The organism is Acidovorax soli, assembly GCF_014207955.1.
Lineage (GTDB): Bacteria > Pseudomonadota > Gammaproteobacteria > Burkholderiales > Burkholderiaceae_C > Acidovorax > Acidovorax soli_A.
Map to the genome: position 1 here is coordinate 17,441 of NZ_JACHLK010000014.1, position 21,699 is coordinate 39,139.

The 21,699-nt window shown below is 69.3% G+C and carries 19 protein-coding genes; 10 read left to right on the plus strand and 9 right to left on the minus strand.

The window, feature by feature from the left end:
- Positions 1-4: 4 nt before the first annotated feature.
- The 3 genes from nadB to HNP48_RS26710 form a co-directional block, all read right to left on the minus strand.
- Positions 5-1,597: an L-aspartate oxidase gene (gene nadB / locus HNP48_RS26700; RefSeq protein ID WP_184862930.1), complete on the minus strand. Its 1,593-nt coding sequence runs from the start codon at positions 1,595-1,597 to the stop codon at positions 5-7.
- Between the two features lie 73 nt (positions 1,598-1,670).
- Positions 1,671-2,516 carry a ScpA family protein gene (locus HNP48_RS26705; RefSeq protein ID WP_184862932.1) on the minus strand — a complete coding sequence of 282 codons (846 nt, stop codon included), beginning with the start codon at positions 2,514-2,516 and terminating at the stop codon, positions 1,671-1,673.
- A gap of 75 nt (positions 2,517-2,591) precedes the next feature.
- Entirely contained in the window at positions 2,592-2,798 is a 207-nt protein-coding gene (locus HNP48_RS26710) for a DUF3460 family protein (protein ID WP_184862933.1), read from the minus strand.
- 43 nt (positions 2,799-2,841) lie between these two features.
- Here HNP48_RS26710 and HNP48_RS26715 point away from each other — a divergent pair, with 43 nt between their 5' ends.
- Positions 2,842-3,354, plus strand: coding sequence for an outer membrane protein assembly factor BamE (locus HNP48_RS26715; protein WP_184862935.1), 513 nt, complete (start codon positions 2,842-2,844; stop codon positions 3,352-3,354).
- Positions 3,355-3,372: 18 nt separating this feature from the next.
- Here HNP48_RS26715 and HNP48_RS26720 read toward each other — a convergent pair whose 3' ends face one another.
- A complete protein-coding gene (locus HNP48_RS26720; RefSeq protein WP_184862937.1) occupies positions 3,373-5,022 on the minus strand; it encodes a SulP family inorganic anion transporter in 1,650 nt (549 codons plus the stop codon).
- A 182-nt stretch (positions 5,023-5,204) separates the two neighbouring features.
- On the opposite strand from HNP48_RS26720, the gene HNP48_RS26725 reads away from it, so the two are divergent.
- On the plus strand, positions 5,205-5,846 hold the full coding sequence (locus HNP48_RS26725) for a YitT family protein (RefSeq protein ID WP_184862939.1): 642 nt from the start codon (positions 5,205-5,207) through the stop codon (positions 5,844-5,846).
- 128 nt (positions 5,847-5,974) lie between these two features.
- Here the strand turns inward: HNP48_RS26725 and prpR are convergent, their stop codons facing one another.
- Positions 5,975-7,924, minus strand: coding sequence for a propionate catabolism operon regulatory protein PrpR (prpR, locus tag HNP48_RS26730; protein ID WP_184862941.1), 1,950 nt, complete (start codon positions 7,922-7,924; stop codon positions 5,975-5,977).
- 166 nt (positions 7,925-8,090) lie between these two features.
- Between prpR and HNP48_RS26735 the strand changes: the two genes are divergently transcribed.
- The 4 genes from HNP48_RS26735 to HNP48_RS26750 all read left to right on the plus strand — a co-directional run bounded on the left by HNP48_RS26735 (position 8,091) and on the right by HNP48_RS26750 (position 12,328).
- Complete coding sequence (locus HNP48_RS26735) at positions 8,091-9,287, plus strand: CaiB/BaiF CoA-transferase family protein (RefSeq protein ID WP_184862943.1); 1,197 nt, start codon at positions 8,091-8,093, stop codon at positions 9,285-9,287.
- 10 nt (positions 9,288-9,297) lie between these two features.
- Positions 9,298-10,236, plus strand: a complete 939-nt coding sequence (locus HNP48_RS26740; protein ID WP_184862945.1) for a hydroxymethylglutaryl-CoA lyase — start codon at positions 9,298-9,300, stop codon at positions 10,234-10,236.
- Between the two features lie 41 nt (positions 10,237-10,277).
- Positions 10,278-11,267 (plus strand): tripartite tricarboxylate transporter substrate binding protein, encoded by a 990-nt coding sequence (locus tag HNP48_RS26745; protein ID WP_184862948.1) that lies wholly within the window; start codon positions 10,278-10,280, stop codon positions 11,265-11,267.
- A gap of 80 nt (positions 11,268-11,347) precedes the next feature.
- A complete protein-coding gene (locus tag HNP48_RS26750) occupies positions 11,348-12,328 on the plus strand; it encodes a tripartite tricarboxylate transporter substrate binding protein (protein WP_184862950.1) in 981 nt (326 codons plus the stop codon).
- Between the two features lie 3 nt (positions 12,329-12,331).
- Here the strand turns inward: HNP48_RS26750 and HNP48_RS26755 are convergent, their stop codons facing one another.
- Positions 12,332-13,105: a MipA/OmpV family protein gene (locus HNP48_RS26755; RefSeq protein ID WP_184862952.1), complete on the minus strand. Its 774-nt coding sequence runs from the start codon at positions 13,103-13,105 to the stop codon at positions 12,332-12,334.
- A 214-nt stretch (positions 13,106-13,319) separates the two neighbouring features.
- Here HNP48_RS26755 and HNP48_RS26760 point away from each other — a divergent pair, with 214 nt between their 5' ends.
- From HNP48_RS26760 to HNP48_RS26770, 3 genes are read left to right on the plus strand one after another with little or no spacing between them, the layout of a single operon-like run.
- Positions 13,320-13,979: a response regulator gene (locus HNP48_RS26760; RefSeq protein ID WP_184862954.1), complete on the plus strand. Its 660-nt coding sequence runs from the start codon at positions 13,320-13,322 to the stop codon at positions 13,977-13,979.
- A complete protein-coding gene (locus HNP48_RS26765) occupies positions 13,976-15,403 on the plus strand; it encodes a cell wall metabolism sensor histidine kinase WalK (protein WP_184862955.1) in 1,428 nt (475 codons plus the stop codon). Before HNP48_RS26760 ends, HNP48_RS26765 begins: the two co-directional genes overlap by 4 nt.
- A gap of 60 nt (positions 15,404-15,463) precedes the next feature.
- A complete protein-coding gene (locus HNP48_RS26770) occupies positions 15,464-16,105 on the plus strand; it encodes a DUF2306 domain-containing protein (protein ID WP_184862957.1) in 642 nt (213 codons plus the stop codon).
- A 3-nt stretch (positions 16,106-16,108) separates the two neighbouring features.
- Here the strand turns inward: HNP48_RS26770 and metG are convergent, their stop codons facing one another.
- On the minus strand, positions 16,109-18,190 hold the full coding sequence (metG, locus tag HNP48_RS26775; RefSeq protein WP_184862959.1) for a methionine--tRNA ligase: 2,082 nt from the start codon (positions 18,188-18,190) through the stop codon (positions 16,109-16,111).
- Positions 18,191-18,301: 111 nt separating this feature from the next.
- On the opposite strand from metG, the gene HNP48_RS26780 reads away from it, so the two are divergent.
- On the plus strand, positions 18,302-19,441 hold the full coding sequence (locus HNP48_RS26780) for an SMP-30/gluconolactonase/LRE family protein (protein ID WP_184862961.1): 1,140 nt from the start codon (positions 18,302-18,304) through the stop codon (positions 19,439-19,441).
- Between the two features lie 201 nt (positions 19,442-19,642).
- Here the strand turns inward: HNP48_RS26780 and HNP48_RS26785 are convergent, their stop codons facing one another.
- Both HNP48_RS26785 and HNP48_RS26790 read right to left on the minus strand, forming a co-directional pair.
- Positions 19,643-20,893 (minus strand): patatin-like phospholipase family protein, encoded by a 1,251-nt coding sequence (locus HNP48_RS26785; RefSeq protein ID WP_184862963.1) that lies wholly within the window; start codon positions 20,891-20,893, stop codon positions 19,643-19,645.
- Between the two features lie 83 nt (positions 20,894-20,976).
- The gene (locus HNP48_RS26790; protein WP_409362584.1) at positions 20,977-21,552 is read right to left on the minus strand and encodes a restriction endonuclease; all 576 of its coding nucleotides are present in this window, start codon (positions 21,550-21,552) and stop codon (positions 20,977-20,979) included.
- Between the last annotated feature and the right edge of the window lie 147 nt (positions 21,553-21,699).

A 21,699-nucleotide genomic window follows, 5' to 3' on the forward strand; every position in this document is an offset into this window, starting at 1 on the left:
ACCCTCATCGGAGCACCGGTGGCACCAGGATGGTGGGCGCGGCGGGGGCGGCCAGCTCGGGGTAGTCGCGGCTGTAGTGCAGGCCCCGGCTCTCACGGCGCATCTGCGCGCTGCGCACGATGAGATCGGCCACCTGCACCAGGTTGCGCAGCTCCAGCAGGTCGCGTGTGACGTGGAAGTGCGCATAGAACTCCTGTATCTCCGCCTGCAGCAGCGTGATGCGGTGGGCCGCGCGATCCAGCCGCTTGTTGGTGCGCACGATGCCCACATAGTCCCACATGAAGCGGCGCAGCTCGTCCCAGTTGTGCGAGATGACCACGCACTCGTCGGCATCGGTCACGCGGCTGTCGTCCCATTGGGGCAGGGCGGGCAATTCGGCCGCTGGGGCGGCCGCGATGGCCTGGGCGGCTGCGCGTGCGAACACCATGCACTCGACCAGCGAATTGCTGGCCAGGCGGTTGGCGCCGTGCAGGCCGGTGCAGGCCGTCTCGCCGATGGCGAACAGGCCGGGCAGGTCGGTGCGGCCTGCCAGGTCGGTGAGCACGCCGCCGCAGGTGTAGTGCGCGGCCGGCACCACGGGGATGGGCTCCTTCGTGATGTCGATCCCCAGCTCGGCGCAGCGCGCGAGGATGTTGGGAAAGTGCTCCTGCAGGAACGCCGGGCTCTGGTGCGAGATGTCGAGGTGCACGCAGTCGAGGCCATGGCGCTTCATCTCGTAGTCGATGGCGCGGGCCACCACGTCGCGCGGCGCGAGTTCTGCGCGCTCATCGTGCTGGGGCATGAAGCGCGTGCCGCCGGCCGCAGCGGGCAGCTTGAGCAGGCCGCCCTCGCCGCGCACGGCCTCGGTGATGAGGAAGGACTTGGCGTGCGGGTGGTACAGGCAGGTCGGGTGGAACTGGATGAACTCCAGGTTGGCCACACGGCAGCCCGCGCGCCACGCAGCCGCGATGCCGTCGCCCGTGGCGGTGTCGGGGTTGGTGGTGTACAGGTAGACCTTGCCCGCGCCGCCCGTGGCCAGGATGGTCTGCGGCGCACGGAAGGTGAGCACCTCGTCGGTGGCCTCGTCCAGCGCATACAGGCCCAGGCAGCGGTCGGCGCCCTTGGCACCGAGCTTGCGCGCCGTGATCAGGTCCACCAGGGTGTGCTGCTCGAACAGTGTGATGCCCGGCGTGGCGCGCACCACCTCGATCAGCGTGCGCTGCACGGCCGCGCCCGTGGCGTCGGTGGCGTGCACGATGCGCCGCGCACTGTGGCCGCCCTCGCGCGTGAGGTGCAGGGCACCGTCCTCCAGCGAAAACGGCACGCCCAGTTGCTGCAGCCAGGCAATGGCCTCGGGCGCGTTCTCCACCACGAAACGCGTGGCCGCCAGGTCGCACAGGCCGGCGCCGGCCACCAGGGTGTCGTCCACATGGGCGCCGAAGCTGTCGCCCTCGGCCAGCACGGCGGCAATGCCGCCCTGGGCCCAGGCGCTGGCACCGTCGTTCAGCTGGCGCTTGGTGATCACGGCCACGCGGTGCGTGGGCGCCAGGTGCAGCGCGGCCGAGAGACCGGCGAGGCCGCTGCCTACGATGAGAACGTCGAAGTCGTGAGATGCCATGGCTACCAGAGCAGGTTGTGGGAGGGCCATGGCCGCCCGCCATGGCCGGAAAATCAGGTGGCGGTCGTCGTTGTCAGGCGGGCGTGTACGCCAGGCGCACGTAGATCGGCGCAAAGGCCTCGGCCTGGGTGATCTCGATCAGGGTTTCCTTGGCGAGCTCCAGCAGGGCGATGAAGGTCACCACCAGCACGGTGCTGCCGCGCTCGGGCTCGAACAGCTCCTCGAACTCCACGAAGCGGCGGCCCTGCAGCGTCTTGAGCACCATGCTCATGTACTCGCGCACCGAGAGTTCCTCGCGCGTGATCTTGTGGTGCTGCACCAGCTTGGCGCGTTTCATGATGTCGCGCCAGGCCTCCTGCAGCTCCACCACGTGCACGTCGGGAAAACGCGGCTGCAGGCTTTGTTCGATGTAGACCTGGGCCTTGAGGAAGTCGCGCCCGTACTGCGGCAGGTGCGACAGGCGCATGGCGGCCATCTTCATCTGCTCGTACTCGAGCAGGCGGCGCACCAGCTCGGCGCGCGGGTCTTCGGGCTCCTCGCCGCCTTCCTGCTTCTTGGGCGGCAGCAGCATGCGCGACTTGATCTCGATCAGCATCGCCGCCATGAGCAGGTACTCGGCGGCCAGTTCCAGGTTGCGGCTGCGGATCTCGTCCACATACGCCAGGTACTGCTTCGTGACCCCCACCATGGGGATGTCCAGGATGTTGAAGTTCTGCTTGCGGATCAGGTAGAGCAGCAGGTCCAGCGGGCCTTCGAAGGCTTCGAGGAAGACTTCGAGCGCATCGGGCGGGATGTACAGGTCGGTGGGCAGGGCGAACAGGGGCTCGCCGTACAGGCGCGCCAGGGCGACCTGGTCCACCACGTCGGGCATGCCCTGGTCTTCGACCGTGGCATCGGCTTCGCTCGCGCTGCTGCTCATCGCTTGCTATGAAATGAAGAGCTTCAAACGCTTTGTGGAAAAGCGGTCGAAGCCATTTTCATGCGGAAAATACGCTCAGTCGGCGTTGGTCTGGTAGACGTAGGGCTTTTGCTCGACCTGGCCGGCGCGGTAGTCGCCCCAGATCTTGCGGTCCACCTGCTTGTCCCACAGCAGGGCACGGCCGGCCTGTTGCTGGGCATCGAGTTCGGGCCGGCTCGCCTTGAGCTGGTTGATGAACTGCGTGGCGTCGGATTGGTAGTCGGGGCGGCGGAAAATGGACATGGACTGGTAACCTCTTTTCCCTGATTTTACCGGGATGCTCTCCATGCCCTCTTTTCACCGTGCCGCCGCCGCGGTCATCGCCACCCTGGCACTGCTGGCCGCCGCAGGCTGCGACCCCCAGCGCATCAGCGAATTGCAGCCCGGCGTGTCCACCGAGGCGGACGTGCGCGACCGCTTCGGCGTGCCCGAAAACACCTGGAACGAAGCCGATGGCAGCCGCACCTTCGAGTACAACCGCCAGCCGGCTGGCCAGGTCAACTACATGATCGCCATCGGGGCCGACGGCAAGCTGATTGCCGTGCGCCAGGTGCTCACACCCGAGAATTTCGCCAAGGTGCAGCCCGGCATGGCCATGGATGCCGTGCGCCGCCTGCTGGGCAAGGCCGCCAAGGTGGTGCCCTACCCGCTCAAGGATGAAATCCACGTGCAATGGCGCTTTGCCAATGCGCGCAACGAGCCGCAGGTGTTCACCGTGGTCCAGGGGCCGGGCGCCCTGGTGCTGCGCACCGAGACCGGGCCCGACCTCGACGCGCCCGAGCTCAAGGGCGGCAAGTAGGCCGCCAGCCAGGGGCCTTCATGGCCCCCCGCTGGCCTGGCACCGGGCGGCAAAACCCGATCGCTCCATCAGCGAGCGCGGCTGCTCGTGCAGGTGCACGATGCGCAGCGTTCCGCCACGCTGCTCCACCGCCTTGAGGACCTGGCCCAGCGCATCCAGGCCCGTGGTATCGAGGGCCACGAGCTCGCTGGCATCGAGCACCACGTCCGTGCCCGCGGGGCTGGCCTCCACCGCCTGCACGATGGGGTCGATCTTGGCCGCCGCGCCGAAGAACAGCGCGCCGTGCAGGCGCCAGGTCTGGGTGGAGCGGCCGGGTGCCACCGTTGCCGGCGCTTGCAGCTCGGCCTTGAACAGCCCGCTCATGCGCCGCACGAACAGGGCGCAGGCCAGGAGCAGCCCCACCTCGACCGCCACCGTGAGATCGAACACCACGGTGAGGAAGAAGGTGCCCAGCATCAGCAGCCGGTAGTGGTTGCTGAACTGGCGCAGGCGCGCAAATTCGTGCCATTCGCCCATGTTCCAGGCCACGAAGAGCAATATGCCCGCGAGCACCGCCAGCGGGATGTGCAGCGCCAGCGGGGCGGCGGCCAGCACGATCACGGCCAGCGTGGCTGCATGCACGATGCCGGCCACCGGCGAGGTCGCGCCCGAGCGGATGTTGGTGACCGTGCGCGCGATCGTGCCCGTGGCCGGCATGCCGCCGAAGAAGGGCACGACCAGGTTGGCCACGCCCTGGGCCATGAGCTCCTGGTTGGGGTCGTGCTTGCGGTGGTGGCTGTCGGTGGCGAGCTGGTCGGCCACGCGCGCGCACAGCAGCGATTCGATCGCGCCCAGCAGGGCGATGGTGAGCGTGGGCGTGACCAGGAGGCGCACCGTCTCCCACGAAAAATCGGGCAGCTCGAAAGCCGGCAACCCCTGCGGAATGCCGCCAAAGCGCGAGCCTATGGTCTCCACCGGGAACTCCATGGCAAAGGCCAGCAGGCTCAGCGTGACCAGGGCCACCACCGGGGCGGGCACGCGCGCGAAGCTGCGCACGCTGTAGCCGTCCATCAGCCGCACCACGGGCGAGCCCTTCATGAACAGGCGCGGCCACACGAACAGGCCCACCACGCAGGCCGTGCCCAGGCCGAAGGCATAGGGGTTGAAGCTGTCGATGTGGCGCGCCAGCGTGCCCACCTGCGAGAAGAAGTCGCCCGGCATGCGTGCGATGGACAGGCCCAGCCAGTCCTTGACTTGCGACAAGGCGATGAGCACGGCGATGCCGTTGGTGAAGCCGATGACGATGCTCACCGGAACGAAGCGCACCAGCGTGCCCAGGCGGAACAGGCCCAAGAGCACCAGCAGCACGCCCGCGCAGGCGGTGGAAATGAGCAGGTTGGCCACGCCATAGCGCTCGACGATGCCGTAGACGATGACGATGAAGGCCCCCGCAGGCCCGCCGATCTGCACATTGGTGCCGCCCAGCGCCGAGATCAGGAAGCCCGCGATGATGGCCGTCCACAGCCCGGCCCCGGGCGGCAGGCCGCTGGCGATTGCAAAGGCCATGGCCAGCGGCAGGGCCACGATGCCCACGGTGATGCCCGCGCCCACATCGGCCAGGCAACGGCTGCGGTTGTAGCCGCTCAGGGCATCGATCAGCCGCGGGTGGAAGGCGAAGGACAGCTGCATGGCAAGGAGGGCACCAGTGTAGTCCCCGGCGGCGCAGGCGCAATACCGGACCACGGTACCGCACAGGGGGTGAAAGGTGCCGGCGATGCAAGCATTTCCTGTGCCGGCCTTGGCGCGGTGCTTGCTTGTGCCCATGCAGACCCCTGTTGTCCGATAGCCGCTGTATGCTGATGCACCGACCCATGCCCGACCCTTCCCCTTCGCCCCTTGTCGAACCCGACACCCCCGAGTCCCTGCGCCACGGCACCTACGAGGACGCCCAGGCCATCTTCGCGGGCACGCTGTTCGTGGCCATGGCGCTCATGCTGTTCAACCAGGCCGGGCTGCTGGTGGGCGGCACGGCGGGCATCGCCTTCCTCGCGCACTACGTCACCGGGGTGTCGTTCGGCAAGCTGTTCTTCCTGGTGAACCTGCCGTTCTACTGGTTCGCCTGGACGCGCATGGGGCGCGAGTTCACGCTCAAGACCTTTGTCTCGGTGGCGCTGCTCTCGGGGCTCACCGAGCTGTTTCCGCACGTCATGCACGTGGACTACCTCAATCCCCTGTTCGCCTCGCTGCTGGGCGGGCTGCTGCTGGGCACGGGCTGCCTGTTCCTGGCGCGCCACCGCTCCAGCCTGGGTGGTGCCACGGTGCTGTCGCTGTACATGCAGGACCGCTACGGCGTGCGCGCGGGCAAGGTGCAGATGGGCATCGATGGCGCCGTGGTGCTGATGGCGCTGTTCATCGTGCCGCCCGAGCGGGTGGCGTACTCGGTGCTCGCGGTGCTGGTGATGAGCGGCTTTCTCTGGATCAGCCACCGCCCGGGGCGCTACGTCGGTCACTGAAGGGAAACACCCCCTGAGTCGCTTCGCGCCTTCCCCCTCTCTCATATTGCTTCGCAATCTGGGAGGGGGACGCCTCCGGTGCGGCGGGGCGGCCCTTGCACGGGGCACTGGCCTTGGCCGCGTCAGTTTCATGCGTCGCGGGTAGCTGTCTGCGGCTTCTCGCCTTCCAGCTCGCGCAGCCAGCGCCACAGCGTGGAGCGGCTCACGCCCAGGCGCTGCGCGGCCTCGGCCCGGCGCCCGCCGGCCAGTTCCATGGCCCGGGCCACGCGCTCGGCCAGCGGCAGGTCCGCAGCGCCTGCGGCCGCGCCGGGTTGCGCGAACAGCTCCGGGCAGTCGTGTGCCAGCTCGGTGTAGCGCACAGCGTCCACCCGGTCGAACTGCAGCAAAAAGACGGCGATGCGCTCGGCCAGGTTCTCCAGTTCGCGCACATTGCCCGGCCAGCCGTAGGCGGTGAGCAGCGGCAGCAGCGGCGCCAGCGCGGCGGCCGCATCCAGGGGCGAGCCCAGCCGCGCCAGGCAGCGTGCCACCAGCGGCGTGGCGATGGCGGCGATGTCCTCGCGCCGCTCGCGCAGCGCGGGCAGGGCCAGGCGCAGCGTGTTCAGGCGGTAGTACAAGTCCTGGCGAAAGCGCTGCTGGGCGATCAGTTCCACCAGCGGTTGGTGCGTGGCTGCGATCACGCGCACGTCGATGGGGATGGGCGCGGTGGCGCCCAGGCGCATGATCTCGCGTTCCTGCAGCACGCGCAGGAGGCGCGTCTGCAGCGGCAGCGGCATGTCGCCGATCTCGTCCAGGAACAGCGTGCCCGTGTGCGCCGCCTCGAACAGCCCGCGCTTGCCGCCCCGGCGCGAGCCGGTGAAGGCGCCTTCCTCGTAGCCGAAGAGCTCGCTCTCGAGCAGTGATTCGGGGAAGGAGGCGCAGTTCACCGCCACGAAGGGTCTTCCTGCACGGCTGCTGTCGTTGTGCATGGCCTGGGCGAACAGTTCCTTGCCCACACCGCTTTCGCCCGTGACCAGCACGCCGAGGTCGGTGCGCGCAAAGCGCCGTGCGCTGGCAACGGCGCGCTGCAGCGCCGGGCTGGTGCCGGCCAGGCTGCCGAAGCCGTGGCGCGCCGCGTGCTGCTGGCGCCGCTGCATCATGCGCAGGCTGGTGTCGGCCGCCTGGATGGTGCCCGCGTCGTACAGCGTGAGCGCCGCGCCCACGATCTCGCCATGCTCGCGGATGGGCGTGCGGTGGGCCACCCAGTCGCGCTGCGCGAAGCGCTGGGCCACGGCGCGCTCCTCAAGGCCGCTGTCCAGCGTGGTGCGCAGCGACAGCGCGGGCTGCAGCGCATCGAGTGCCTGGCCCTGCACGCGCAGGCCGGGGCCGCCCAGCAACTGCTGCATGGGCGGGTTCACGGCGATGATGCGGTCCTGCCGGTCCACGGCGACCACGGCCTCCTGCAGGTTGTGCAGCACGCTGTGCAGCTGCTCGTAGCGGCCGGCCTCCAGCCGCGCCACACGTGCCAGTTCCAGCGCATCGTCGAACCCCTTGCGGATGCTGGCCAGCGAATAGGCCAGCAGGCCCACCAGGCCCGCCTCCTCGGCCAGCTCCACCACCAGGCTGGAGCCGACGATGACCGTGAAGCCCTCGCGCCGCAGCGCCTCGAAGCGCTGGCGCGCGTCGTCGGGCGTCTGGTAGGCGTGCTGGCTGATCTCGATGTTGAGCAGGTCCTTCACCGCGTCGAGCTCGGGGATGGTCTGCCCGTACATCACCACGCCCACCCGTTCTGCGATGCGCCGGGCCTTGATCAGCGCCTGCAGCAGGTCGAAGCCGCCCAGCTGGATGGTGGCCACCGGCGCGCGCAGCCCCGCACGCAGGATGCTGGCGTTGGAGCCCGCGCTCACGAAGGCATCCACCACGCCGCGCTCCACCCGGTCCTGCGCAATCGCCAGCGCCCCGCCGAAGGTGCCGTCCACCACCTCGATCTGCGCGCGGCCCGCGTACTCGGCCACCACCGGCATGGCGAACTCGCGGATCTGCCGGTAGCTCAGGAAGCACAGGCGCGGCAGGCCGGTGGGCGTGAAGGGGGAGGGTGCCATGCGTGTCTCCTGAAACGTCAAATTGTTTCATGAATGTTGCATGAAACGTTTTATTGCCCTGGTGATTTTGAAAATTCCAATGAAATCAATCACTTGCATCGTTGCATCAAGCTGGCACGCACCGTGCAAACAGGGGAAGCATTCAACGACCAAGGAGACACACCACGTGGCACTCGAACACATCACCGTGCTGGACCTGACCCACATGCTGTCCGGCCCCTACGGCACCATGCTGCTGGCCGACCTGGGGGCCCGCACCATCAAGGTGGAGCCGCCCGGCAGCGGCGAAGGCACGCGCCGGCTGCTGGAGAACGACCCCGATTACTCGCGCGAAGGCATGGGCGCCTACTACCTCACGCTCAACCGCAACAAGGAGAGCGTGTGCGTGGACCTCAAGTCCCCCGCAGGGCGCGAGGTGTTCCTGGACCTGGTGCGCCAGGCCGACGTGGTGTTCGACAACTTCAGCGTGGGCGTGACCGAGCGCCTGGGCATCGACCACAAGGCGCTGTCGCAGGTCAACCCGCGCATCGTCACCTGCTCGGTCACGGGCTTCGGCCAGACCGGGCCGCAGACCCAGCGCCCGGCCTTCGACCAGGTGGTGCAGGCCATGGGCGGCGGCATGTCCATCACGGGCACGCCGGCCACCGGCCCCACGCGCAGCGGCATCCCCATCGGCGACCTGGGCGGCGGCATGTTCGGCGCGGTGGGCGTGCTGGCCGCGCTGGTGGAGCGCGACCACACCGGGCGCGGCCAGCATGTGGACATCTCCATGCTGGACGCGCAGATCTCGCTGCTCAACTACATGGCCACCATGTACTTCATGTCGGGCCATGTGCCCGAGGGCATCGGCAACGGCCACTTCGTGCACGTGCCCTACAACAGCTACCCCACGGCCGACGGCCACATCATCATCGCCTGCATCGGCGACGCCTTCTTCGAGCGCTTCGTCGAGTGCATCGGCCTCGACGCCCTGCGCAAGCCCGAGTACCGCCAGCAGCCCGTGCGCTTCGCGGCCAAGGCCGAGATCGACGCACTGGTGGGTGCCGAGCTGCGCAAGCAGGGCACCGAGCATTGGCTCGAGCTGCTGCGCGCCGCGCGCATCCCCTGCGGCCCGGTGAACAACTTCGCCCAGGCCCTGGCCGACCCGCAGGTGCTGGCGCGCGACATGGTGGTGACGGTGCCGCTGCCCAGCGGTGAAGCCATGCGCATGCCGGGCAACCCGGTCAAGCTCTCAGGGGCACAGCCCAAGGCCTTCACACCGCCGCCGCGCCTGGGCGAGCAGACCAGCGAGGTGCTGGGCGGCTGGCTGGGCTACCCGGCCGAGCGGCTTGAACGCCTGCGCGAAGACGGCGTGATCGCGTGAGGCCCGCAGCATGAGTGATAGCCAACGCATCCACATCACCGACGTGTCCCCGCGCGACGGCCTGCAGAACCAGGCCGTGCACCTGTCCACCGAGGCCAAGCTGCAGCTCATCGCCCTGTTGGCCGAGGCCGGCGTGCAGAGCGTGGAGGCCACGAGCTTCGTCTCGCCCAAGGCCGTGCCGCAGATGGCCGACGCGGGCGAGCTGGTGCCGCGCATCGCGGCGCGCTGGCCGCAGCTGCGCACCTCGGTGCTGGTGCCCAACCTCAAGGGGCTGGAGCGCGCCCATGCCGCGGGTGCGCAGGAGATCGCCGTGGTGCTCTCCGCCACCGAGACCATGAACCGCAAGAACATCAACATGGGCCTGGAGCAGGCGCTCGATGTGAGCGAGCAGACCCTGGCCGCCGCCCAGGCGCTGGGCCTGCGCACGCGGGCCTACGTGGCCGTGGCCTTCGACTGCCCCTTCGAGGGCGAGACGCCGCTGGCCGAGGTGCTGCGCCTGGCTGCGCGCATGCATGCGGCCGGCGCGGGCGAGGTGGTGGTTGCCGACACCATCGGCTCGGCCTCGCCGGGCATGGTCAAAGAGCGCTTTGCGGCATTGCGCGGCGTGGTGCCGGTGGACCGCCTGGCCGTGCACCTGCACGACACGCGCGGCATGGGCGCGGCCAACGCCTGGGCCGCGCTGGAGGCCGGCGTGCGCCGCTTCGACGCCAGCGTGGGCGGCATCGGCGGCTGCCCCTTCGCGCCCGGCGCGGCCGGCAACCTGGCGACCGAGGACCTGGTGCTGCTGGCCGAGCGCAGCGGCTTCGCCACCGGCCTCTCGCTCGACGGGCTGCTCTCGGCCGTGGACTTCGCGCAGGCGCAATTGCAGCGCCCCCTGGGCGGCCGTTCCATCGCCTGGCTGCAGCGCCAGCGTGACAAGCGCCGCGAGGCTGAGGCCATGACTGCCTGAGACCCACCATTCCATTCAAACTACACCTGGAGACAAACCGCATGGATATGCAAGCCCCCTTCTTACGCACCAACCGCCGCGCGGCCCTGGCCGCCATCGCGGCCTTTGGCGCCAGCCCGCTCATCGGCGCACATGCGCAGGAGCGCAAATACCCCAGCAAGCCTGTGACCATCGTCGTGCCGTACTCGGCCGGTGGCGGCACCGACATCGTGGGCCGCCTCATGGCGCAGCGCCTGTCCGAGGTCTGGGGCCAGTCGGTGATCGTGGACAACCGCACCGGCGCCAACGGCGTGATCGGCTCGAGCTACGTGGCCAAGGCCGCGCCCGACGGCCACACCCTGCTGCTGGTGGTGGGTTCGCACGCCATCAACCCCGTGCTCATGAAGAGCCTGCCCTATGACACGGCCAAGGCCTTCACTCCGGTGACCAACATCGCCAACTCGCCCATGGTGCTGGTGGTGGCGGCCGATGGCCCCTACAAGCAGCTGCCTGATCTGCTCAAGGTGGCGCGCGAGAAGGAGGTCGCCGTGGGCTACTCGGAAGGCCAGACGCGCCTGACCGGCGAGCTGATCCGCCAGTCGGGCAACCTGCAGATCACGGGCGTGCCCTACAAGGGCGGCGCCCCCATCATGGTGGACATCATCGGCGGCCACTTGCCGGCCGGCGTGACCAGCGTGCTCACGGCCCTGCCCCACATCCATTCGGGCAAGCTGCGCGTGGTGGGCGTGGCCGCCGAGCAGCGCATGGGCATCTTCCCAGAGGCCATGACCTTCAAGGAGGCGGGCCTGGCCGGCGTGCAGTCGCTCAACTGGTACGGCATGTTCGGCCCCGCCGGCCTGCCCGACACGGTTGTCGAGCGCATCAACCAGGACCTGCGCAAGGTGGCGGCCGACCCGGCCGTGACCAAGCAGATGCAGGACCAGGGCGCCAGCATCGTGCTCACGCCGCCCGCGGAGTTCCGCCGCTTCGTGGAGGGCGAGACCCGCAAGTGGGCCCAGGTGGCCCAGCGCGGCGGCATCAGCGCCGAGTAAGGCCCGTACGCCACGTGCCCACACCACGCGCCACCAGAGCGCAGGGCACGCTGGTTTCAAAAACCTCAGGAGACAAAAACATGACCAATCGACTGCTGTCGCGGCGCGCCGCCGCTGGCCTGGCCGCGCTGTGCCTGCTGGCCGGCCCGGCCCTGGCCCAGGACTACCCGAACAAGCCCATCCGCCTCATCGTGCCCTTTGCACCCGGCGGCGTGACCGACACCGGCGCCCGCGTGGTGGCCGAGCGCCTGGGCACCCGCCTGGGCCAGCAGGTGGTGGTGGACAACCGGCCCGGCGCCTCGGGCAACATCGGCACGCAGATGGGCGCCACCGCCGCGCCCGACGGCTACACCCTGGTGGTGGGCTTCGACGGCACCATGGTCATCAACCCCCATGTGTTCGCCAAGGTGCCCTTCGATACGCTCAAGGACTTTGCCCCAGTCAGCAAGATCGGCGATGCCGCGCTGGTCATCGTGACCCACCCCTCGGTGCCGGCCAAGGACTTCGCGGCGCTGGTCGCGCATTCCAAGGCCACGGAGGGCGGCGTCTCCTACGGCAGCGCGGGCACGGGCAGCACGCCGCACCTGGCGGGTGAGCTGCTGCGCGTGCGCACGGGCGCCAAGTTCGTGCACGTGCCCTACAAGGGCGGCGGCCAGGCCCTGGCCGACGTGGTGGGCGGCTCGCTGCCCATGCTGTACACGGCGGTGGCGGGGGCCTACCCCTTCATCCAGCGCGGCCAGGTGCAGGCCATTGCGGTATCGACCGCGCAGCGCCTGCCCTCGCTGCCGGCGGTGCCCACGGTGGCCGAGTCGGGCGTGCCGGGCTTCGAGGTGAACTCGTGGATCGGCATCCTCGCGCCCGCGAAGACGCCCACGGCCATCGTCGAGCGCCTGCAGCGCGAACTGAATGCCGTGGTGCAGTCGCCCGACATCAAGGAGCGCCTGGCCTCGCTGGGCATCGTCGCCTCGGGCAATACGCCGGCGCAGTTTCGCAGCGAGATCGAGGCGGACCTGCGCAAGTACGGCGAGGTGGTGAAGGCCGCCAACATCCGCGCCGAATAGGGCTCAGAATCGGTACAGATAGCCGGCCAATACCGCCGGCTGGCTCGATCGGTTGACCAGCGGGCTGTCCTTGATGGCGCTGCCCAGGCGCGTGGCGCTCACGTCGACGAACATCCACTGCCGTGGCGCCAGGGTGTAGCCCACGCGCACGCCGGCCTGCAGGTTCACGGCCGAGCTTCCCTCGTAGGCCGGGCGGCCCGGCCGGGCCTCGCCGGCCTGCACGCCGTAGTAGTAGTCCACAGTCTTGCGGTCCTGCTGCTGCAGCGCCAGGCGCGGCGTGATGTCCCAGGGGCCTTGCTGGAAGCGGCGCTCGGCCTTGAGCGTGAACTGGCGCCCCTTGCTGTGGCCCGAGGCATCGCCCAGCAGCTCGGCCGACAGCTGCACGGGCCCGGCATCCCAGGTGGCGGCCGCGCCCAGCCAGAGGCTGCCCTTGCGCTCATGCATGCCGGTGAGCCAGGGCGAATCCTCGGCCTCGTAGCCCTCTAAGCCGAAGCGCGAGCGCAGCCGCAGGCCCACAGGTCCCACTGAGGGCAGCTTGAAATCCACCCCGGGGCCCGCGATGCTGATCCAGCGGTTTTCATAAGTGAGCAGGGGCAGTGGCTGCGGCTTGTCGTCGAAATCGCGGTAGGGCTTGCGCTCGGCGCTCACGGCCAGGCCCAGGCCCCAGTTGGAGGAATCAGCCTGCTGCGCCTTCAGGCCGGCGGGCAGCAGCAGGGGCAGGGTGGCCGCCACTGCGGCCAGGGTGCGGGTGGTGGGATGCGGGAGGCGAAGCGTCATGGTCTCGGTTTCCACAGGAAGAAAGGGATGCGGGGCAGGGCAGGCCTGCGTGGACAGGGGCCCGCCGCGGTGGTAGCTTTGCCGCGGCGGGCCGGTGGACTGTAGGAAGGCTTTCTTAGCCTGCTGTTAGCCATCCGGCATGGCGCTGCTCACGGGCGGCTAAGAATCCCGCGCTAGGCTTGCGCTTCGCCCCTGTTCTTTCGAGGAGACCCCGTTGCGCGCATTGCTGGTGGAAGACGACGACATGATCGGGCGCAGCCTGTCGCATGCGCTCAAGGGCGCGGGCTGGTCGGTCGACTGGGTGCGCAACGGCGCATTGGCCCACAGCGCCCTGGCCGATGGCGATTACAGCTGCGTGCTGCTCGACCTGGGCCTGCCCGGGCTGGACGGCACCGAGGTGCTGCGCCGCGCCCGTGCGCGTGGCGACCTCACGCCCGTGGTGGTGCTCACGGCGCGCGACGGCGTCGAGGACCGCGTGCTCGGGCTCGATACCGGGGCCGACGACTACCTGCTCAAGCCCTTCGAGATGAGCGAGCTGCTGGCGCGCATGCGCGCCGTGGTGCGCCGGCGCAGCGGCGCCGCCCAGTCCCTGCTGGGCAACGGGCCCTTGCAACTGGACCTGGCCACGCGCGAGGTGCTGCAGGATGGCGTGCGCGGTGTGCTCACGGCACGCGAATTCGCGCTGCTGCACGCGCTGCTGGAGCGGCCTGGGGCCATCCTGTCGCGCGAGCAGCTGGAGAACCGCATCTACGGCTGGGGCGAAGAGGTCAGCAGCAATGCCGTGGACGTGCTCATCCACGGCATGCGCCGCAAGCTCGGGCCCGACGCCATCCGCAATGTGCGCGGGCTGGGCTGGCGGGTGGCGGCGCCATGACGGGCCCGGTGCCCGAAGCGGGGCCCCGCTGGCTGCGCCCCCGTTCGCTGCGCGGGCAGATCCTGCTGTGGCTGGCGCCCTGGATACTGGCCGGTGCCGTGATCGCGGGCGGGGCCTTCTGGGCCAGCTACAGCGCGCTCATCCACACCTTCATGCAGTACCAGATGGAGATCCTCGCGCGCTCCCACCTGGCCGGCGCCCCGGTGCGGACAGGCCAGGCCGAGGGCGTGGCCGATGCGGTCGAGCCCCTGGCCCTGCTCAGCCGCACCAACATCGTGGAATGGGGCGCCTTCGTCGTGCAGGTGTGGTCGGCCGACGGGCGTCTGCTCGCCAGCTCCGGCCCGGACACCGGCGTGCCGCTGCAGGCCGCGCCAGGCCACCAGCGCCTGCGCACCCGCGATGCCTGGGCGCCGGGCTGGCGCACCTACACCACGCCAGCGGCCGGCCCCGGGCTGCACCGCGTGCAGGTGCTGCAAAGCGAGCAGTTCCTGCAGGAAGAGGTGGCCGTGCGCACCCTCTACGCCATCGTGCCCCTGGCCCTGCTGGTGCCCGCGCTGCTGTTCACGCTGTGGCGGGTGGTGGGCCGGGCGTCGCGCTCGCTGCGCGCCGTGGCCGACGAGGTGGCGCAGCGCAACGACCGCAGCCTGGGTGCCATCCCCATGGGCCGCGTGCCCGAGGAGATCGTGCCCCTGGTCGGCTCGTTCAATGCCCTGCTGGAGCGGCTGGACGAGGCCTTTGCGGCCCAGCGCCGCTTTGTGCAGGATGCCGCGCACGAACTGCGCACCCCCATGGCCGCCATGGCGCTGCAGATGGAGAACCTGCAGCCCCTGCTGCCCGCGGGCGAGGCGCAGCAGCAGTTCGCCCAGCTCGATGCCGGCATGCGCCGGGCACGGCATCTGATCGGCCAACTGCTGCGGCTCTCGCGCCAGGAGGCCCCGGCGTCGGTGCAGGCACCCGCGGAGCCGGTGGACATCACGGCCCTGCTGCGCGAGAGCGTGGGCCAGCTCATGCCGCTGGCGGACCAGCGGCGCATCGAGGTGGGCTTCGATGGTGGCGCGCAGGTGGTCGTGCCGGCCCAGGCCAGCGACCTGCGCAGCGTGTTCGACAACCTGCTGGACAACGCGCTGCGCTACACGCCCGAGGGCGGCAGCGTCGAGGTGCGCCTGCAGGTGCTGGCCAGCGGCCCGGTGGTGGACATCCTCGACACCGGGCCGGGCATACCGACCGAGTTGCTGGAGCGGGTGTTCGACCGCTTCTTCCGCGTGCCGGGCGCGGCGGCCGACGGCAGCGGCCTGGGCCTGGCCATCACCCGGGCGGCGGCGCTGCGCCATGGCCTGCGGGTGGAGCTGCGGGCGCGCGAGGATGGCGCGGCAGGGCTGGTGGCGCGGGTGCACCTTGCTCATTCGGCACTAAGTGAGGGCTAATGCGGGCCTGAGTCACGCTTTCTAGAGTGGATGGACTCCCATCCTCTCAAGGTTCTTGCGATGAAGACACGCCTTTTTTCCACCCCCGTCCTCACCTGGTCCTGGGCCCTGCTGGCATTGTTGGCCCTGGCCATCGGCATTTTTTCGCTGCGCTATGCGCTGCCCGGCATGCCCCTGCCGTCGGACCTGCCCAGCCTTGCGCTGTCGCCCCGGCCTTTTGTCGTGCATGCGGTCAGCGCCTCGCTGGCGCTGGTGCTCGGGCCGCTGCAGTTCGTGCCGGCCTGGCGTGCGCGGTATCCGGTGCTGCACCGCTGGGTGGGCCGTGCCTGTGTGCTGTCGATTGCCGTGGCCTGGCTGTCGTCGCTGCCGCTGGCCGCGAACGCGCTGACGGGCGCGGTGGCGGCCGCCGGCTTCTTCGCGCTGGGCCTGGCGTGGGTCGTGACCACCGGCATGGGCCTGGTGCGCGCGCTGCAGCAGCGCTTCACAGAGCACCGGCGCTGGATGCTGCGCAGCTTTGCGCTCACGGCCGCGGCCATCACCTTGCGCATCTACCTGGGCGCCAGCATGGCAGCCGGCATCGACGAGCAGCTGTCCTACCCCTTCATTGCCTGGCTCTGCTGGGTGCCCAATGCGCTGGCCGCAGAGTGGTATTTGCGGCGCAAGGATCCAAAGCAGCGCCCCCAGACGCTGCGATTCCAGTAAAAGTCAGCGCACACGCATGCCCGGCGTGGCACCGGGCCAGGGGTTGAGCACATAGATGCCGGGGTTGGCTTTCTCGTCGCCATGGCTGGCAGCCAGCACCATGCCTTCGGAGACGCCGAACTTCATCTTGCGCGGTGCCAGGTTGGCCACCATCACCGTGTGCTTGCCGATCAGGTCGGCCGGTTGGTAGGCGCTGGCGATGCCGCTGAAGACGTTGCGCGTGCGGCCCTCGCCCACGTCCAGCGTGAGGCGCAGCAGCTTGGTCGAGCCCTCCACGGGCTCGCAGTTCACGATCAGCGCGATGCGCAGGTCGATCTTGGTGAAGTCGTCAATGCCGATCGTGGGCGCGAGTTCCTCGCCGCCGGGGGCTGCGACTTCGGGGGCTGCGGCCACGGGCTGGGCGGGCGCTTCGAACAGCGCGTCGAGCTGCTCGGGTGCCACGCGCTGCATCAGGTGCTGGTAGGGGGCGATGGCCTGCACGTCGCCGGCCACGGCCCAGCGCTGCATGTCGCTGCCGACAAAGGCCTCTACCGCACGGGCCAGGCCCGGCAGCACGGGCGCCAGGTAGCGCGTGAGCACGGCAAAGGCGTTGATCAGCACCGAGCAGACCTGGTGCAGGGCCTCGTTGTTGGCCGCATCCTTGGCCAGGTCCCAGGGCTTGTTCTGGTCCACATAGGCGTTCACCTTGTCGGCCAGCAGCATGATCTCGCGCGTGGCCTTGCCGAACTCGCGTGCCTCGTACATCTGCGCCAGGGCGTCGCCCGCGCCGCGGATCTCGGCCAGCAGGGCCGTGCCGTCGGCGCCGAACTGCGTGGTCAGCTTGCCCTCGAAGCGCTTGGTCAGGAAGCCCGCCGCGCGGCTGGCGATGTTGACGAACTTGCCGATCAGGTCGCTGTTCACCCGCGCCATGAAGTCGTCGGCGTTGAAGTCGATGTCCTCGTTGCGGTTGGACAGCTTGGCCGCCAGGTAGTAGCGCAGCCACTCGGGGTTCATGTTCAGGCTCAGGTACTTGAGCGGATCGAGCCCGGTGCCGCGGCTCTTGCTCATCTTCTCGCCGTTGTTCACGGTGAGGAAGCCGTGCACGAACACGTTGTCGGGCGTCTTGCGGCCGGAGAAGTGCAGCATGGCGGGCCAGAACAGCGTGTGGAAGGTCACGATGTCCTTGCCGATGAAGTGGTACTGCTCCAGCGCCGGGTCGGCCATGTAGGCGTCGTAGCTCTCGCCGCGCTTTTCCAGCAGGTTCTTGAGCGAGGCCAGGTAGCCCACGGGGGCGTCGAGCCAGACGTAGAAGTACTTGCCCGGTGCATCGGGGATCTCGATGCCGAAGTAGGGCGCGTCGCGCGAGATGTCCCAGTCGCCCAGGCCCTCGCTGGTCGTGCCGTCCGGGTTGGTGCGGACGGTGAACCACTCCTTGATCTTGTTGGCCACCTCGGGCTGGAGCTTGCCGTCCTGCGTCCAGTTTTCGAGGAACTCCACGCAGCGCGGGTCCGAGAGCTTGAAGAAGAAATGCTCCGAGCTCTTGAGTTCGGGCTTCACGCCCGAGAGGGCCGAGAACGGGTTGATCAGGTCGGTGGGCGCGTAGACGGAGCCGCAGACCTCGCAGTTGTCGCCGTACTGGTCCTTGGCGTGGCACTTGGGGCACTCGCCCTTGATGAAGCGGTCGGGCAGGAACATGTTCTTCTCGGGGTCGAAGAACTGCTCGATGGTGCGGGTCTCGATCAGCGAGCCGTCGGCGCGGTCGCGCAGGTCGCGGTAGATCTGGCGTGCCAGTTCGTGGTTTTCCGGGCCGTCGGTGCTGTGCCAGTTGTCGAAGCTGATGTGAAAGCCGTCCAGGTACTGCTTGCGGCCGGCCGCGATGTCGGCCACGAACTGCTGGGGCGTCTTGCCGGCTTTCTCGGCCGCGATCATGATGGGCGCGCCGTGCGTGTCGTCGGCGCCCACGAAGTTCACCGCGTTGCCCTGCATGCGCTGGAACCGCACCCAGATGTCGGCCTGGATGTACTCCATGATGTGGCCGATATGGAAGTTGCCGTTGGCATACGGCAGGGCGGTGGTGACGAAGAGCTTGCGTGCGGATGACGTCATGGGTCGTACTTTCTCAGGCGGAACCCATGATTTTAGGCGTTTGGAGCGGCCCGCCGCCGGCTGGGGGCAGATGCCACAATGCCAGGCTCAAGAACAACGGGGGAGACGGGCATGGCCAAGATGCGCTGGGGCAGGCTGGGAGGGGCATTGGGGATCGTGGTGCTGGCGGGGGCGGCCTACCTGGCCTGGTGGCCGGTGCCCATCACGCCCGTGGCCTGGACGGCGCCTGCGGCGCCCGGCTACCAGGGCGTGCATGCGCCCAACCAGCGCCTGGCGGGGTTGCGCATGATCGACCTGAAGGGCGAGGTCGGCCCCGAGCACATCGCCCTGGGCCGTGACGGCAGGCTCTACGCCGCCGTGCTGAGCGGCAACATCCTGCGCATGAACCCCGATGGCTCGGACCAGCAGGTGTTCGCCAACACCGGCGGGCGCGTGCTGGGCTTTGATTTCGACGCAGCGGGCCACCTGATCGCAGCCGATGCGGTCAAGGGCCTGCTGTCCATCGCCCCCGATGGCAAGGTCAGCCTGCTCACCGACCAGGTGGCCGCGGGCGACCCCATCCGCTACGCCGATGGCGTGGTGGTGGCGAAAAACGGCAAGATGTACCTGAGCGATGCCTCCACCCGCTTCGCCCCCAAGGACTGGGGCGGTACCTTCGAGGCCAGCGTGCTCGACATCCTGGAGCAGGCCAGCACCGGCCGCGTGCTCGAATACGACCCCGCCACGCGTACCACGCGCGTGGTGGCCCGGGGCATCAGCTTTGCCAACGGCGTGGCGCTGAGCCAGGACGAAAAGAGCCTGTTCGTCAACGAGACGGGCAAGTACCGGGTGTGGAAGATCGCGGTGGACGCGAACGGGCTGGACATCGGCGGTACCCCTCCGGGCTCGCAGGCGCGGGTGCTATTCGACAACCTGCCCGGCTACCCCGACAACCTCATGCGCGGGCAGGACGGCCGCATCTGGCTGGGTTTTGCCAAGCCGCGCGGCGCCGCCATCGACAACATGGCCGGCAAGCCCTGGCTGCGCAGCCTGACCCTGCGCCTGCCGCGCGTGCTGTGGCCCATCCCCAAGCCCTATGGCCATGTGATCGCCTTCACCGACGACGGCAAGGTGGTGGCCGACCTGCAGGACCCGGCGGGCGCCTACCCCGAGACCACGGCCATCACCGAGACGGCGGACCGTCTGTATGTGCAAAGCCTGCATGCCAAGGGCCTGGGCTGGCTGCCCAAGGACGCGCTCAAGGCACCATAGCGATTTGCATTTGTTGTCTATTGCGCTGAGCGGTACCCACGGCGCATGAAACTGGCGCGCCTTGGGCCAGTGCCCCCGCGCAAGGGCCGCCCCGCCGCGAAGGCGGCGTATCCAGCGCTTGCGCTGGGGGCGTCCCCCTCCCAGATTGCGAAGCAATATGAGAGAGGGGTGAAGGCGCGAAGCGACTCAGGGGGGGTCACTTTACGTGTGCAGGCGGGTCTGTACTTCGGCGCCGGTATCGGTCCAGCCAAAGAATTTGCACACCTCGGCGCGCATGGCCAGCGTGTCCTCGCGGCCCAGGGCCATGAGTTCGCGCGTGTAGCCCGACTCGAACAGCAGGTAGCTGGCCAGGGCCGCGCCGCGCACGTCGGCCATGTTGGAGGTGACACCCAGGGCACCCAGCATGGCGCGCACGGGCGTGGGCAGGTTGCCCACATGGCGCGCGGCCACGGCGTCCAGGCGCTGGGAGGGGGCGATCACCAGCAGTTCGATGGGGCGCAGCGCGCTCTTGGCGCGCACCTCGGGCGGGATCAGCGAGAGCGTCTGGTTCACGCGCTGCACGCGCTCCACGTCCACCGAGAGCGCATCGAGGAAGATGTTGGACAGCGCATGCCCGGCGATCTGAGCGAGCGAGGGGTAGGTCGGTGTGGGGTTGGCCGAGGCGTCGCCCTTGGGTTCGTGCATGCGGCCGGCGCCCACCACCAGGATGCGTTCGGCCCCCAGGTGGATGGCCGGCGCGATGGGCGCCGACTGGCGCATGGAGCCGTCGCCGAAGAACTCCATGTGGTCCCCCATGCTGATGGCCTTGGCCGGGAACACGAAGGGAATGGCCGAGGAGGCCAGCAGGTGCTCGTGCGTGATGCGGTCGCGTGCCGCCTTGCGCTGCGAGCGCACCCAGGGCTGCAGCGGGGCGTTGGTCTCGAAGAAGGTCACATGCTCGCCCGAGCTGTAGCTCGATGCCGTGACCGCCAGGGCCTTGATGTGCCCCTTTTTCAGCAGGCGCGGCAGGCGCACCAGCGGCACCAGCCGCACCAGCAGCTTTTCGAGCGGCGAGTTGTCCAGCAGCGAGCGCGGCCGCATGCGGCGCCAACGCGCCAGGGCCCAGCCCAGCGATAGCAGCGAGAGCCAGCGCGCGCCGCTGCGCAGCACGCTCAGCGAGTCGGCCCGGTACACCTGCTGCGCATGGAAATCGCGCCAGACGCGGGCGATGCGGCGCACGGCCCGGTCGAAGTTGTCGGCCCCGCAGGCCAGCGCTGCGGCGTTGATGGCCCCGGCCGAGGTGCCGGTGATGATGGGAAAGGGGTTGGGTTCGTCGCCCGCGCCACAGGCCTGGCGCAGGTCGGCAATGGCTTCGAGCACCCCCACCTGGTAGGCCGCCCGGGCGCCGCCGCCAGTCAGCAGCAGACCGGTGGCAGGGGCGGGGGGCGTGGCGGGGCTGTCGGGTGCTTGCATCGGCAAAAGGGCGGTGGATCAGTGTCCAGTGTGCTGCCTTGCCCGCGTGCCGCCACTTGGGGAAACCCGCATGGTGCGTGGCTTTAGGCCTTGGCCAGGAGCAGGTTGGCCACGCCCGGGCCTTGCAGCACCGTGATGCCGTTGTCGCGCGCGAAGAGGCGGGCGTTGTCGGAGAGCTGGCCCTGGGTCATCACGTAGATGCCGGTCGCGGCACCCTCGGCCTGCATGGCGGCCTGCAGTTCGCGCAGGGGTTCGATGCCATGGGTGGCGGCCTTCCAGCGCTTGGCGCTGACCAGGGTGGCCTGGCCGCCCTTGGCCACGCGCAGGTCCACGGGGCCGGACTTGGGCTTTTCCACCGTGCAGCCATCGCGCACCCAGGCGGCTTCCAGCGCATCGGAAAACTGGCGCCAGGGCATGCTGTTGACGGCGCCCAGCATTTCCTCGACCCTGGCGGGGCTCGGGGCCCGGAGCTGGCGCCAGGCTGCAATGCAGCCCACCACGAAGATGGGCAGCGTGCCCACGGCGCCTACGTAGGCGTACTCGCGCGGCAGCAGGGCGCCGGCGGCCAGTGCAATCACCCCCACCACCAGGAAGCTGACCCACCAGGGCGAGCGCAGCAGCACGGCGAACAGGGATTTCTCGGCCATCTTGAATTTCACGGGGGGCTTTCGGGAGTCTGTAACAGAGGGGGAAGCGCGCATTGTCCCGCACTTACGCGGGGCGGGGCCGAGAGCCTGTTCATAGTCTTTTTGCAGCCGCGTTGGGGCGCAATCGGGATGAGTGGATGCTTCGGATGCGCCGCATGG